At 58.9% G+C, this 14,732-nt stretch carries 10 protein-coding genes; 5 read left to right on the forward strand and 5 right to left on the reverse strand.

The features are described 5' to 3' along the window. The first annotated feature begins 4 nt into the window (after window positions 1–4). Window positions 5–3,649, forward strand: coding sequence for a transporter substrate-binding domain-containing protein (locus CKW16_RS26325; protein ID WP_095131948.1), 3,645 nt, complete (start codon window positions 5–7; stop codon window positions 3,647–3,649). 49 nt (window positions 3,650–3,698) lie between these two features. After that, complete coding sequence (locus CKW16_RS26330; protein ID WP_095131950.1) at window positions 3,699–6,644, forward strand: HD domain-containing phosphohydrolase; 2,946 nt, start codon at window positions 3,699–3,701, stop codon at window positions 6,642–6,644. Here the strand turns inward: CKW16_RS26330 and CKW16_RS26335 are convergent, their stop codons facing one another. After that, window positions 6,645–7,127 (reverse strand): GAF domain-containing protein, encoded by a 483-nt coding sequence (locus tag CKW16_RS26335; RefSeq protein ID WP_095131952.1) that lies wholly within the window; start codon window positions 7,125–7,127, stop codon window positions 6,645–6,647. It lies immediately after the preceding gene. Beyond that, window positions 7,124–8,014, reverse strand: a complete 891-nt coding sequence (locus CKW16_RS26340) for an ATP-binding protein (RefSeq protein WP_095131953.1) — start codon at window positions 8,012–8,014, stop codon at window positions 7,124–7,126. The genes CKW16_RS26335 and CKW16_RS26340 overlap by 4 nt, the downstream gene beginning before the upstream one ends. Before the next feature lie 166 nt (window positions 8,015–8,180). Here CKW16_RS26340 and CKW16_RS26345 point away from each other — a divergent pair, with 166 nt between their 5' ends. Continuing rightward, on the forward strand, window positions 8,181–10,502 hold the full coding sequence (locus CKW16_RS26345; RefSeq protein ID WP_095131955.1) for a response regulator: 2,322 nt from the start codon (window positions 8,181–8,183) through the stop codon (window positions 10,500–10,502). Here the strand turns inward: CKW16_RS26345 and CKW16_RS26350 are convergent. The 3 genes from CKW16_RS26350 to msrB all read right to left on the reverse strand — a co-directional run bounded on the left by CKW16_RS26350 (window position 10,486) and on the right by msrB (window position 11,929). After that, on the reverse strand, window positions 10,486–10,947 hold the full coding sequence (locus CKW16_RS26350) for a MarR family winged helix-turn-helix transcriptional regulator (protein WP_095131957.1): 462 nt from the start codon (window positions 10,945–10,947) through the stop codon (window positions 10,486–10,488). The genes CKW16_RS26345 and CKW16_RS26350 overlap by 17 nt on opposite strands. Next, complete coding sequence (locus CKW16_RS26355) at window positions 10,944–11,429, reverse strand: glutathione peroxidase (RefSeq protein ID WP_007983498.1); 486 nt, start codon at window positions 11,427–11,429, stop codon at window positions 10,944–10,946. The genes CKW16_RS26350 and CKW16_RS26355 overlap by 4 nt, the downstream gene beginning before the upstream one ends. A gap of 104 nt (window positions 11,430–11,533) precedes the next feature. Further along, a complete protein-coding gene (gene msrB, locus CKW16_RS26360) occupies window positions 11,534–11,929 on the reverse strand; it encodes a peptide-methionine (R)-S-oxide reductase MsrB (protein WP_095131959.1) in 396 nt (131 codons plus the stop codon). A gap of 225 nt (window positions 11,930–12,154) precedes the next feature. Here msrB and CKW16_RS26365 point away from each other — a divergent pair, with 225 nt between their 5' ends. After that, a complete protein-coding gene (locus tag CKW16_RS26365; protein ID WP_046056560.1) occupies window positions 12,155–13,366 on the forward strand; it encodes a pyridoxal phosphate-dependent aminotransferase in 1,212 nt (403 codons plus the stop codon). Between the two features lie 315 nt (window positions 13,367–13,681). Further along, window positions 13,682–14,569, forward strand: a complete 888-nt coding sequence (htpX, locus tag CKW16_RS26370; protein WP_008145865.1) for a protease HtpX — start codon at window positions 13,682–13,684, stop codon at window positions 14,567–14,569. Window positions 14,570–14,732: the final 163 nt, after the last annotated feature.

The following is a 14,732-nucleotide window of genomic DNA, read 5'->3' on the forward strand; positions in this document are numbered from 1 at the left end:
CAGGATGCCCAGTCGTATAAAGGATTATCTGACACTCATGGCCGTCGGTTTATGCCTGACCACCTCAGTGGCCGCGGCGCAGACCGTCAGCGAGCACTACACCCTGATGAGTCGCTCGATGGCCGGACACCAGGAAGTCCAACTGGATAAATCACAACGACAATGGATTGAGAATAAACAGGAACTGATCCTTGGCACGTCAGCCCCGGACTACCCCCCTTTCGACCTGACCATCAGTGGTGACGACTACGAAGGTTTTACTGCCGATTACGCAGGTATCCTTGGCAAAACCACCGGTTTGCCAATCAAGGTTCTGCGCTTTGCGTCCCGGGAGGCCGCGATCGAGGCACTCGAAAGCGGCGAGATCGATTTGCTGGGCACCGCCAATGGATTCGAAGCTCACAACGCTGACATCGTACTTTCCACACCCTACGCCGTAGACCAACCGGTTCTGGTGACACGCGAAGGAGAAACCAGATCCTTGACCGATGGCCTGTCCGGTCTCCGGCTGAGCATGGTGTATCACTATTTGCCGCTGAAGGAGGTCAAGGCCATGTATCCGGGGGCGATCATCACGTCCTTTCCGTCCTACCAGAATGCGATCAATGCCGTTGCCTTCGATCAAGCCGACGTTTTTCTGGGTGACACCATTTCCACCCATTACATGATCAACAAGGGGTATCTCAACAACATCCGCATGGCCAACTTCGGCAAACACGAAGCCCACGGTTTCAGCTTTGCCGTGCACAAGGACAACCTGCAACTGCTCGGGATCATCAACGCAATGCTCATGGCCGTGCCCACCAGCGAACGAGACAACATCGCCAAACGCTGGAGTGCAGGCAGTGACATGCTTCTCACCGATCAAAAACTGCAACTCACCCACAACGAGGAACGCTGGCTGGCGCAACACCCGGTAGTGCGTGTGGTGGTCAATGAGGCTTTTGCGCCGCTGACGTTTTTCGACAGTGATGGCAACTTTCGTGGGGTTACCGCAGACTTGCTCGAGCTGATCAGATTGCGCACCGGTTTGCGCTTCGACGTCCGTCGCAGCCGCAGTGATGACGAGATGATCGAGCAGATCACGGACAATAAGGCCGACTTGATCGCCGCCCTGCTCCCCAGCGCCCAACGTGAAATGACGCTGAACTTCACCCGCCCCTATCTGCAAAACTCCTTTGTCCTGTTGACTCGCAAAGCCGCCGACAGCCCGACAAGCCTTGCGCAGTTGCAGGACAAACGCCTGGCAATTGCCCAAGGCAATCCCCTGGTGGATTACCTGCGCAGCGAGTTCCCGCGGATCAGGCTGATTGAAACCCCGGACGCGTTCAGCGCCGTGGAGTTGCTGGCCGAGGGCAAGGCAGAAGGTGCGGTGAATTCTCTGGTGATTGCCAACTACTTCATCTCATCGCAGCTCTTCGAGCACACCCTTCAAATCAGTACCACCATCGGCACCCGGCAGGCCGCGTTTTCCCTGGCCACAGGCCGGGAAGCCAAAGAACTGAACACCATCCTCAACAAGGCGCTGCTGAGCATTGCGCCGGAAGAACTGGGGATCATCAACAGCCGCTGGCGCGGCTATTCGGCGTCCTCGCAAAGTACCTGGCGCAACTATCACCGACTGTTCTACCAAATCGTCATTGGTGCCGGGGTGCTGCTGCTGATTTCCGTTGCCTGGAACGCTTACATGCGTCGCCAGATAAAGCAGCGTCAGGCAGCCGAGCGCGCATTGAACGATCAACTCGAATTCATGCGATCACTGGTCAACGGGACGCCTCATCCCATCTACGTGCGCGATCGTCAGGGACTGCTGCAAAGCTGCAACGACAGTTACCTGGAAGCCTTCTGTGCGAAACGTGAAGACGTCATCGGCAAAGGCGTCATGCAAGCCAACATGAGCAATGCGTTCGAAGCCCGGGAGTATCAGGCCGATTACCAACGCGTCGTAGCCGAGGGCATACCGCTGATCCTCGATCGCGCGCTGCACATCGGCGACCGCAGACTGACGATTTACCACTGGATTCTTCCCTACCGTGATTCGAGCGGTGAAGTACAAGGCATTATTGGCGGCTGGATCGACATCAGCGAACGGCGGCAACTGTTCGATGATCTGCGCTATGCCAAAGAGCGTGCCGATGAAGCCAACCGAGCCAAAACCACTTTTCTGGCGACCATGAGCCATGAGATCCGCACTCCGATGAATGCGGTCATCGGCATGCTCGAGCTCACCCTGAAACGCATCGATCATGAGCACCCGGATCGCCCGGCCATCGATGTGGCATACAACTCGGCGAAGGACCTGCTGGAGCTGATCGGGGACATTCTCGACATTGCCCGGATTGAATCCGGACGCTTGAGCCTGAGCCCTGAACGGGTCAAACCAAGTGAAATCGTGGCCTCGGTGGTGCGAGTCTTCGATGGACTGGCGCGCCAGAAAAGTCTCCGGCTGCTGCTGGAATTCCGCCCTGCCAATCCGGGGTTTGATGTCCTGTTGGACCCGATGCGCTTCAAGCAGGTGCTGTCCAACCTGGTGAGCAACGCCATCAAGTTTACGGAGCACGGCCAAATCAGGATCATCGTCGACCTGCAGCCGGCCGCCGAGCCTGAGCGGGTCAGGATGCTGTTGCAGGTTCACGACAGCGGCATAGGGATCAGTGAACAGGATCAGCGGCGGTTGTTCGAACCTTTTGCTCAGGCCGATCACTCCGGGCAGTCCGCCAGAGGCGGCGCGGGGCTTGGACTGGTGATCAGCCGCAGCCTGTGCGAAATGATGGGCGGCAGCCTGCAATTGAGCAGCCAGCCGGGTGTCGGCACTCAAGTCGAGGTGTCGTTGCACCTGGCAACATTGCCACTCGAACAGATGCCGGAGACTGCTGAAGCGCAAATCCGCACCACGAAGACCCCGTTGAATGTTCTGGTGGTCGACGATCACCCCGCCAATCGCTTGCTCATGTGCCAGCAACTGGCGTTTCTGGGCCACCGATTCAGCGTCGCGCCGGATGGCCAGGCGGGATTTCAGGCATGGGAAGCCGAGCCGTTCGATCTGGTGATTGTCGATTGCAACATGCCGATCATGAACGGATACGAACTGGCCCGCGCCATTCGCCGACATGAACTACAAACGCACCGCCCGCCCTGTACCGTGCTGGGTTTTACCGCCAATGCACAACCGGAAGAAATACAACGCTGCAAACAAGCCGGGATGGACGACTGCCTGTTCAAGCCCCTTACCCTGACAGCCTTGAGTCAGTGGTTTGAAGGAATCAGGCCAATCGCCCACGATCCCGCGTTCAGCCTGCAAGGGTTGCGTCTTTTGACCGGCGGAGATCCGGTCCTGGACCAGCGACTGTTGACCGAACTGTTGAACAGCAACCGTCTGGATCGACAAGAACTGCTGGCGCTGTCCCCCTCCAAAGAACCTCAGCCATTTCTCGACGTCGCCCACAAAATCAAGGGCGCCGCGCGAATTGTCCAGGCGTCCCGGGTGATCGACAGCTGCGAGGCGCTGGAAAAAGCCTGCCATGAAGTGTTTCATCACGACGAAGTGGCCGATTGCAGCAAGGCTATAGAGCGCGCCATGCTCGAATTGGAGCAAGCATTGCAGCAACAGATCGGCCAAAACGACAAAAGCAGAATGACAGAGCCTTAACTATGCTTGGACGCTGAGCAGTGTGTTAACCATCATGGAGAGACCCGCAATGCCCAGCCCACTGCGCCCGGATCAACGGCGGTTTCCCCTGCACGTCCATATCAGCGTGATGTTCACTTTCCTGCTGTTGCTGACTGGCGTGGTGCTGGGCCTTTTCAACTACCAGCAAACCACGCAGATCATTCTTTCCAGCAGTGAAAAGCTCTTCAACCGCATTGAGCAGGACGTCCGTCTCGACCTGCACGCCACTTATGAACCGATTCGCCATCTGCTGTCCCTGCTGGCGGAATACCCGGCGACCCAGGCACCTGACCTGGAGCAACGCCTGGCGCTGCTCAAACCCTTCAGCCAGTCGCTCAAGGACAACCCCGACCTGGCCTCGTTGTATCTGGGCTATGGCAACGGTGATTTCTTCATGGTTCGACCCTTGCGAACCCCCGACCTGAAAACGCTCCTCAAGGCACCGGATACTGCGGCTTATCAGGTGTGGAGCATTGAGCGAACAGGCAACAACGGTCAGGTCCGCTCCCAATCATTGTTTTTCGATCAGGATCTGGCCCTCATCAGCCGCCAGGACAACCCCGACGAAACCTACGATCCGCGAACCCGCGCCTGGTATGCCAACGCCCGCAGCGACACCGATCAGATCACCACCGAACCCTACATTTTTTTCTCCACCCACAATGTCGGCACCACCCTGGCCCGGCGCAGCGGCGAACAGGCCATCATGGGGGCCGATCTGACCCTGGCGGAACTCTCCGCGACACTGGCCAAACATGTCGTGACGCCCAGTACCGACATTGTGCTGTTCGATGCGGAAGGGAATGCCATCGCGTATCCCGACAGCAGCAAACTGATCATCGACGATCAGACTGCCCGCCTGATCAAAGCCGCCGACCTGAGCCCCGGTCTCGGCGCGTTGCTCAACAATTCCCCCGCAGGTAATCGCCTGGATGTCGCCGGTCGTCAATGGATCGTTGCCCGCAGCCGCATGCAGGAGGGCGGCCCCCAGGGACTGCAACTGGCGCTGCTGGTGCCGGAAGATGAGTTACTTGTCGATGCCTACCGCATGCGCTGGCAAGGCGCGCTGATTACCCTGGCCACGCTGTTGCTGTGCCTGCCGCTGGGCTGGCTGACCTCGCGAGTTCTGGTCAAACCCCTGCGCGCGCTGGTGCGGGAGGCTGATGCGGTTCGCAGTTTTGACTTCAACTTTCCGGCCTCACGTCGCTCTCCCGTGCTCGAAGTGGACCAACTGAGCGTGTCGATGTCGCGCATGAAAGACACCCTGGCGAGTTTTTTCCAGATCACCGACAGCCTGAGCGCCGAGACCCGCTTCGCCCCCTTACTCGAACGGGTGTTGTTTGAAACCGTGAAAATCGGCCAGGCCCAGGCCGGTCTGATCTACCTGCGCGAAAGTGATGGCGATCGCATGGAGCCCCATGGTCTGGTCGTCAACGGCACCTCACGGGCATTGCCGTCATTTGATCTTCGAGGACACGAACTCCAGGCTCCGCAAAGCCCTGCATGGCTACAACAGCTATCGAATGCCGACAACGTCGTCACCACGCTTGGTTTCGAAGAGGCCGGGGATTTGCAGAATGTGTTGCATGCACTGGAGTGTCCCCGCGTTCATCTGATCGGTATTCGGCTGCACAATCGTCATAACGAAACCGTGGGCCTGCTGGTCCTGCTGTTGGCTGATACCGGCAACCAGAGCGATCTGGAGAAACTTCGCCCGGACCGCATCGCGTTCCTCCAGGCGGTTTCCGGCGCGGCCGCCGTGAGTATCGAAAGTCAACGTCTGCAAGCCAAACAGAAACAACTGCTGGATTCCTTCATTCAACTGCTGGCGGGGGCGATTGACGCCAAAAGCCCCTATACCGGCGGTCACTGCCAGCGAGTGCCGGCGCTGACCCTGATGCTCGCCCAAGCCGCCGCTGCCAGCCAGGACCCGGCCTTCAGTGGCTATCAACCCACCGAAGATGAATGGGAAGCGCTGCACATCGCCGCCTGGCTGCACGATTGCGGCAAGGTCACCACCCCGGAATATGTGGTCGATAAAGCCACGAAGCTGGAAACCCTTAACGACCGTATTCACGAAATCCGCACCCGCTTCGAAGTGCTCAAGCGCGATGCCTGGATCAGCTATTGGCAAGCCATGGCCCTGGGCGGTGACGAGCAGCACCTGGCCGAACTGCGAAATGCCACGCTGGCGGGGCTGGACGATGATTTTGCGTTCGTTGCCCGATGCAACCTGGGTAGCGAGGCGATGGCCGAATCCGACCTGCAACGCCTACGAAGCATCGCCCAACGCACCTGGTCCCGAACCCTGGACGACCGACTGGGCGTTTCCTGGGAAGAGAACCGGCGTCAGGCGCGGACCCCGGCACCGACACTGCCGGTCAGCGAGCCATTGCTGGCGGACAAACCCGAGCACCTGTTGGAACGGCCCGAAGCCGAACTGATTCCGGAGGACAATCCCTGGGGGTTCAAGCTCGATGTGCCGCCCTACAAGTACAACCGGGGCGAGCTCTATAACCTGAGCGTTGCCCGAGGCACCCTGACCCGCGAGGAGCGTTACATCATCAATCACCACATGGTGCAGACGATTCTGATGCTCAGCCACCTGCCCTTCCCCGGCCACCTCACCAACGTCGCGGAGATCGCCGGCGGCCACCACGAGAAAATGGACGGCACCGGGTATCCCAAACAGTTGAAGCGCGAAGAAATGAGCCTGCCGGCGCGGATGATGGCGATTGCCGATATTTTCGAAGCACTGACCGCCACCGATCGCCCCTACAAGAAAGCCAAGTCCTTGAGCGAAGCGCTGGGCATCATGGCCACCATGTGCAGGGATGCCCACATCGATCCTGAGTTGTTCGGGCTGTTCATCAACGCGCAAATCTACTTGCAGTACGCCGATCGATTCCTCGATCCCCAACAGATCGATGCGGTTGATCCGGCAAGCCTGCTGGTCAAGGCAGGCCTGGCATGATCAGCAGTCGGTGAGGCGCAGGAAAATCGCCGCCAATTGCTCGATACCGGCCTGATCTTCAGCGGTAAAACGCGCCAGTTTCGGGCTATCGAGGTCCAGCACGCCGATCAGTCGACCATCCTTGACCAGTGGCACCACCAGCTCGCTGTTCGACGCACTGTCGCAAGCAATGTGTCCGGGGAACGCGTGCACGTCCTCGACCAACTGGGTCTCCAAGGTGGCCGCCGCCGCTCCGCACACGCCCCGACCGAACGGAATCCGCACGCAGGCGATCTGCCCTTGAAACGGGCCAAGCACCAGTTCTTCATTACGATTGAGGTAGAAACCGGCCCAGTTCAGGTCATCGAGCTGGTTATAAAGGAACGCCGAGAACTGCGCGGCGTTGGCAATGAAATCCCGCTCGTCAGCCAGCAATGACTCCAATTGCGCCCACAGCATGCCGTAGCCTTCGAGGCCCTGGCCGCTCTTTTGTAAATCTATCATGCCTTGTGCTCCAACAGCTTCAGCCCGACCCAATAGCGAGCAAATTGATACGCGCAACGTCCGTTGCGATTACCGCGGCCCGTGGCCCAGCGCACCGCGAGGATGTCCAATGCTTCGTCTCGCTGCCACTCAAGGCCGGCCTTGTCGGCCAGTTGACCGATCCAGTGTTCGACGACGTTGAGAAAGTGTTCCTGAGTAAACGGATAGAACGACAGCCACAATCCGAAACGGTCCGACAGCGCAATCTTGTCTTCCACCGCCTCGCTGGGATGGAGTTCGCCGTCAACGCGTTTCCAGTTTTCGTTATCGCTTTCCTTTTCCGGTACCAGGTGGCGACGGTTGGACGTGGCGTACAGCAAAACGTTATCCGGCGCCTGTTCGAGAGAGCCGTCGAGCACGCTTTTGAGCACACGATAATCGCCCTCGCCCGACTCGAATGACAGGTCATCGCAGAACAGCACAAAACGCTGGGGCAGCTTGGCGATCTGCTCGACCACTCGGGGCAAGTCCGCCAGGTGATCGCGTTCGATCTCGATCAGCCGCAATCCGGCCTTGGCGTGTTCGGCCAGCAAGGCACGAATCAGCGACGACTTACCGGTGCCGCGCGAGCCCCAGAGCAACGCGTGGTTGGCCGGCATGCCATCGAGGAACTGCTGGGTATTTCGCCCCAGTTGCTCCAGTTGCCGGTCGACACCGATCAGGTCGGACAAACGCATGTCGAGGCTGACTTCCAGCGGCAACAGAAATCCGCTGCGACCCTCGCGCTGCCAGCGCGCGGCAAGACAATGATTCCAGTCGATAGCTTGCCGAGGGGTGGGCAGCAACGGTTCGATACGGGCCAAAACGGCATCGGCGCGTTCAAGAAAAGCATTTAATCGGGAATCCACGTCTTCTCCTCGGGCACGTTCACAGTAATGATGGCGATACAGCGACGAAACACAGCGTTCGGTGTCCGGCTCATCCCTTTGCACAAGGGCTCGCGAGAACATCGGTATCCATGCATGATCGACTATGCTTGAGCAGCGAAGGGAAACGGAAGTGGTTCGACACCCCATGGATATCAAGTTCACCAACCGGCTGTCCTACAAGCAAGCCAGGCTTACTGTGCTGGTCGGTTTCATTCTGGGCACGCTGCTCAGTCTGCTGCAAATAGGCATCGATTATGCCAGTGAAGACGCCTCCATCAACCGCGAAATCCTGTCTTTGCTGGAAATCAGCCACAACCCCGCGTCCCGCATCGCCTATAACATCGACGCCGAACTCGCTCAGGAACTGACCCTGGGCCTGTTGCGCTCGCCGGCGATCATCGGCGCGCAGTTGATCGACAACAACAGTACCGTGCTCGCCAGCGTCAAACGCCCGGAGGTGCAAAGCGGTTATAGGGTGATCAGTGACTTCCTGTTCGGCGCCAACCGGCAGTTCGAAGACCGTCTCTACCTGGATCACTTGCCGACCGAATCCCTCGGCACCCTGCGTCTGGACGTCGACACTTATTCATTCGGCAACCGGTTCCTGCGCCGGGCCGAGGTGACTCTGCTCAATGGCTTCGCCCGCAGCCTGCTGCTGACTGGCATCCTGCTGGCGCTGTTCTATGTGATGCTGACCAAGCCGTTGGTGCGGGTCATCCGTGAACTCAGCAGTCGCGACCCGCGCAGCACGGAGTCAACGTCGCTGGAGTGTCCGACGGACCATGAAAACGATGAGATCGGTGTACTGGTCAAAGTTGCCAATCAACAATTCGAAAACATCGCCACCGAAATCCAGCAACGACGCAACGCCGAAAACCGCCTGACCGACTACCTTGGGCAACTGGAGAACATCGTCTCGGCCCGCACGGCGGAACTCAAGGCAATCAACTCGCGGCTCAGCCAATCCAATCAGGAACTGGAAGTCGCCCGCAGAACCGCCCTGGACATGGCCGAAGCGCGCTCGGTGTTCCTGGCCAACATGAGCCACGAGATCCGCACGCCGCTCAACGGCCTGCTGGGGATGATCGCGCTTTCCCTGGACGGCCCGCTCAATGCCGAACAACAGCAACAGCTGTCCATCGCCCATGACTCGGGCAAAGTACTGGTGGAACTGCTCAACGATATTCTCGATTTGTCGAAGTTCGATGCCGGCCAACTTGAGCTCGAACATATTCCGTTCGACCTCGGCTCGCTGATCGAAGACACCGCCAACCTGCTATCGCAAAACACCGCGCCGAGTGTCGAACTGAGCTGCCTGATCGACCCACACTTTCCGGCCCTGGTGCTCGGGGATCCGACCCGGGTCCGACAGATCGTCAGCAACCTCTTGTCCAACGCCCTCAAGTTCACCCGTTTCGGTCGGGTCGATGTGCGCCTGTCGACATTCGGGGACGGCGTCAGAATCGAAGTCTGCGACACCGGCATCGGTATCGCCCAGGACGCCCAGGTCAAGATCTTCCAGCCCTTCACGCAAGCGGGTGCCGGCATTACCCGGCAATTCGGCGGGACCGGATTGGGCCTGGCACTGACCTACAACCTTTGCGAAGCCATGCAAGGGCGCCTCACCATCAACTCGGAAGCAGGCTTCGGTAGCCAGTTCTGTGCGGATCTGCCGCTGCCCAGCCACACCCGCGCCCTTCCCCCGGCCTCCTTACAGGGCAAGGTCATCGCCATCACTGCCGCCAGCAGTGGTCTGGCAGAACTGCTGAACAGTGTGTTGCCCGGCTGGGGGCTCGACTATGAGCAGCGCTCCATCAATGACTCGTTGCTGGGCCTGAACCCGGATGTACTGATTACCGATTGCCCCGAATGCCTGTTTGGCCTGCGCCCCTCGTGTACAGCCCCCATTCTGCTGGTCACCGCTTACGGCAGTTTCATGCCCAGCGAAGAAGCCCTCGCCCTCGCCCCCTTACAGCAACAGGCGCGGCCTCTGGCACGCAACGCGCTGTACCAGACGCTGCGGCGAACCCTGCAGCCGGAACTCAACACGATCAACGGTGCCCGGATCGACGCCCTCTCCCCACAACGACGCGGACGCGTGCTGCTGGTGGAGGACAATCCGGTCAACCAATTGGTGGCCAAGGGGATGCTCGGAAAACTCGGTTGCGAGGTGATTGTCGCCGGTCACGGTGGCGAGGCGCTGGATCAGCTGGAGCAGAGCGAATTCGATCTGGTGCTGATGGACTGCAACATGCCGGTGATGGACGGCTACGAGGCCAGTCGGCAAATCCGTCGTAGCGGACGCTGGCCACAGCTGCCCATCGTCGCCCTGACCGCCAACGCCATGTCCGAAGAGCGCGAACGCTGTCGTGCGGCAGGCATGAGCGATTACCTGGCAAAACCCTTCCGCCGGGAAGAGTTGGCTGCCCTGCTGGACTTGTGGGTCCCTACTACGACAGTGCTTTGATTTGCCCCAAAAGGTGATCAAGACCATCGCGCAGATCATTCAGGCGATCCAGATCCACACCGCTGTCGCATAACAGACGGGCCTTGAGCGGCCCGACCTGATCGCGCAAGGCCTTGCCGGTGGGCGACAGGCTCAAGTGCACTTCACGCTCGTCCCGCGCCGAGCGCTGACGCTGAATCAGCTGCAGTTGCTCAAGACGCTTGAGCAATGGCGTCAGCGTGCCGGAATCCAACGCCAGGCGTTCGCCCAACGCCTTGACCGTCGGCTGCTCCGGGGCTGCCTCCTGCCATTCCCACAACACCAGCATCGCCAGGTATTGCGGATAGGTCAGGCCGAGCTGATCGAGCATCGGTTTATAAGCGCGGATCACCGCCCGGGAAGCGGCGTACAGCTTGAAGCACAGTTGACTGTCAAGCTTCAGGGAATCGACTGACAAGGTGTTCATTTGAGCAGGGCTTCGATCTCGCGGGTCAGGTCCTGCGGCTTGGTCGCGGGGGCGAAGCGCTTGACCAGCTGGCCATCCTTGCCGATCAGAAACTTGGTGAAGTTCCACTTGATGCCCTGGGAACCCAGCACACCCGGTGCGCGTTTTTTCAGTTGAACGAACAGCGGATGGGCGTCGGCGCCATTGACTTCAATCTTTTTGAAAAGCGGAAAACTGACGCCGAAGTTCAACTCGCAGAACTCGGAAATCGCCCCTTCGTTGCCTGGCTCTTGCTTGCCGAACTGATTGCACGGAAAGCCCAGCACCACCAGACCTTGATCCTTGTAGGTCTGCCACAACTCTTCAAGGCCTTTGTATTGCGGAGTGAAGCCGCATTTGCTCGCGGTATTGACCACCAACACAGCTTTGCCGGCGAAATCCGCCAGGGTCTTTTGCTCACCCTTGATGGTGGTGCAAGGGATGCTCAGCAGGTTGTCGCTCATGGCTCGGACTCTGAATGAGGGAAGATGAGACAAACATAGCGAGCAATTGAATTGTGTGCAATTTAAATATCCGAAGGGCGATCATCGGATCGCCCATTGGCTTATTACCCGCGGGGTGCCAGGTCCAGGCACACCGAGTTGATGCAATAACGCAGGCCGGTCGGCGGCGGGCCGTCCGGGAACACGTGGCCCAGGTGCGCATCGCATTTGGCGCAGACCACTTCGGTGCGGATCATGCCGTGGCTGACGTCACGGATCTCGACCATGGCGCTGTCACCAATCGGAGCATAGAAGCTCGGCCAGCCGCAGCCAGAGTCGAATTTGGTTTTGGAGTCGAACAGCGGCTCGTTGCAGCAGATGCAGTGGTAAATGCCGTCGACCTTGCTGTCGTTGTATTTGCCGGAGAACGGCCGTTCGGTGCCTTTGAGGCGGCAAACGTTGTACTGCTCCGGATCGAGCATCGCCCGCCATTCTTCCAGGGTTTTTTCCAACTTTTCCATCATCACACCTCAGCAGCTGAAAAAGCCCGATCTGTACCTTTTCCACGGATCGGGCGGCACGTATGATTGCGCCTCGTCAAACGCCAGTCTGGCAGCCAGACCACGCGCATTCAAACGGATTATGGGTGCTGCCTCTCAAGGCGCCAGGCCTGTGTGAATACGCAGGATTCCCAGCACGGTCGTTTATACGCCGCCTGGATCGTTCATTTTCGGGAACACATCGCCATGCAGGTCAGCAAATCGAACAAGCTCGCCAACGTCTGCTACGACATTCGCGGCCCAGTGCTCAAGCACGCCAAACGCCTGGAAGAGGAAGGCCATCGCATCCTCAAGCTGAACATCGGCAACCCGGCGCCTTTTGGTTTCGAAGCGCCGGATGAAATCCTTCAGGACGTCATCCGCAACCTGCCGACTGCTCAGGGCTACAGCGATTCCAAAGGCCTGTTCAGCGCCCGCAAGGCCGTGATGCAGTACTACCAGCAAAAGCAGGTAGAAGGCGTCGGCATTGAAGACATCTATTTGGGCAACGGCGTTTCCGAGCTGATCGTGATGTCGATGCAGGCCCTGCTCAACAACGGCGACGAAGTGCTGGTGCCGGCTCCGGACTACCCGCTGTGGACCGCCGCGGTGAGCCTGTCGGGCGGCAACCCGGTGCATTACCTGTGCGACGAGCAGGCCAACTGGTGGCCGGACCTGGCCGACATCAAGGCCAAGATCACCCCGAACACCAAAGCACTGGTGATCATCAACCCGAACAACCCGACCGGCGCGGTGTATTCGAAAGAAGTCCTGCTGGGCATGCTGGAACTGGCCCGTCAGCACAACCTGGTGGTTTTTTCCGACGAGATCTACGACAAGATTCTGTACGACGATGCGGTGCACATCTGCACGGCTTCCCTGGCGCCAGACCTGCTGTGCCTGACGTTCAACGGTCTGTCCAAGTCTTATCGCGTGGCGGGTTTCCGTTCCGGCTGGATCGCCATTTCCGGGCCGAAACACCATGCCCAGAGCTACATCGAAGGCATCGACATGCTGGCCAACATGCGTCTGTGTGCCAACGTGCCGAGCCAGCATGCGATCCAGACCGCCCTCGGCGGCTACCAGAGCATCAATGATCTGGTATTGCCCAACGGACGACTGTTGGAACAGCGCAACCGTACCTGGGAACTGCTCAACGACATTCCCGGCGTGAGCTGCGTCAAGCCAATGGGTGCGCTGTATGCGTTCCCACGGATCGACCCGAAAGTCTGCCCGATCCATAACGACGAGAAATTCGTGCTCGACCTGCTGCTGTCGGAGAAGCTGCTGGTAGTTCAAGGCACCGCCTTCAACTGGCCATGGCCGGACCACTTCCGTGTGGTGACCCTGCCGCGCGTGGACGACCTGGACATGGCCATCGGACGTATCGGCAATTTCCTCAAGTCCTATCGCCAGTAACCTGCCTGTCACCGTGCGACGCTTGCGCAAGTCGCACGGTGATTGATTCAGCAACATTTCTTTGCGCCCTGCCGAACATCGCTTCTTCAATCGCTGACTGATGACCGTTGAGTGCTCGCGTCTAACAACGGCGGGGCTTATGACGCTAATTGCCTGACAAACACTTCCCGCATCGACGTCGGAAATGCCCTTCAAGCAGCTAGACTGTTGCCGTAGGACACAGTTTGAAATAGTCACCTGGTTGAATAGCCCGGGTCAGCACCTTATATACCCCGCAGTACGCTACATCTTTAGCATGAGGAGATTTCTACAACCATGATGCGCATCCTGCTGTTTTTGGCCACTAACCTGGCGGTCGTGCTGATTGCCAGCATCACCCTGAGCCTTTTCGGCTTCAACGGGTTCATGGCGGCCAACGGGGTTGATCTCAACCTCAATCAGCTGCTGATTTTCTGTGCGGTCTTTGGTTTCGCCGGTTCGCTGTTCTCGCTGTTCATCTCCAAGTGGATGGCGAAGATGAGCACCAGCACCCAAATCATCAGCCAGCCGCGCACACGTCACGAGCAATGGCTGCTGCAAACCGTTGAGCAATTGTCCCGGGAAGCCGGGATCAAGATGCCCGAAGTCGGTATTTTCCCGGCCTACGAGGCGAACGCCTTTGCCACCGGCTGGAACAAGAACGACGCGTTGGTAGCGGTCAGCCAAGGGCTGCTCGAGCGTTTCTCGCCAGATGAAGTGAAGGCCGTTCTGGCCCACGAAATCGGCCACGTAGCCAATGGCGACATGGTCACCCTGGCATTGGTCCAGGGCGTGGTGAACACCTTCGTGATGTTCTTCGCACGGATCATCGGCAACTTTGTCGACAAGGTGATCTTCAAGAACGAAGAAGGCCAGGGCATCGCCTACTACGTGGCAACCATCTTCGCCGAACTGGTTCTGGGCATTCTGGCCAGCGCCATCGTCATGTGGTTCTCGCGTAAACGCGAATTCCGTGCAGACGAAGCCGGTGCACGCCTGGCCGGTACCGCCGCAATGATCGGCGCCCTGCAACGCCTGCGTGCCGAACAGGGGCTGCCGGTGCACATGCCGGACACCCTGACGGCTTTCGGCATCAACGGTGGCATCAAACAGGGGTTCGCCCGCATGTTCATGAGCCACCCACCGCTGGAAGAGCGTATCGACGCACTGCGTCGTCGGGGCTGATAGGTTCCGCACTAAAAGAAAAGGCCCGCAGTGATGCGTAATGCTGTTCACTTAAGCGGAGCAGCCTTACGGTCTACTGGAAACCGGGTCTTTGAGATCTTCACCGTCCTTGGCCTCGAAGGCCTGGGGCGGTGATCCAGAAATAATCCTCCAATACCTGCCC

This window comes from Pseudomonas sp. Irchel s3h14 (assembly GCF_900187425.1).
In the GTDB taxonomy this organism is placed as follows: Bacteria; Pseudomonadota; Gammaproteobacteria; order Pseudomonadales; family Pseudomonadaceae; genus Aquipseudomonas.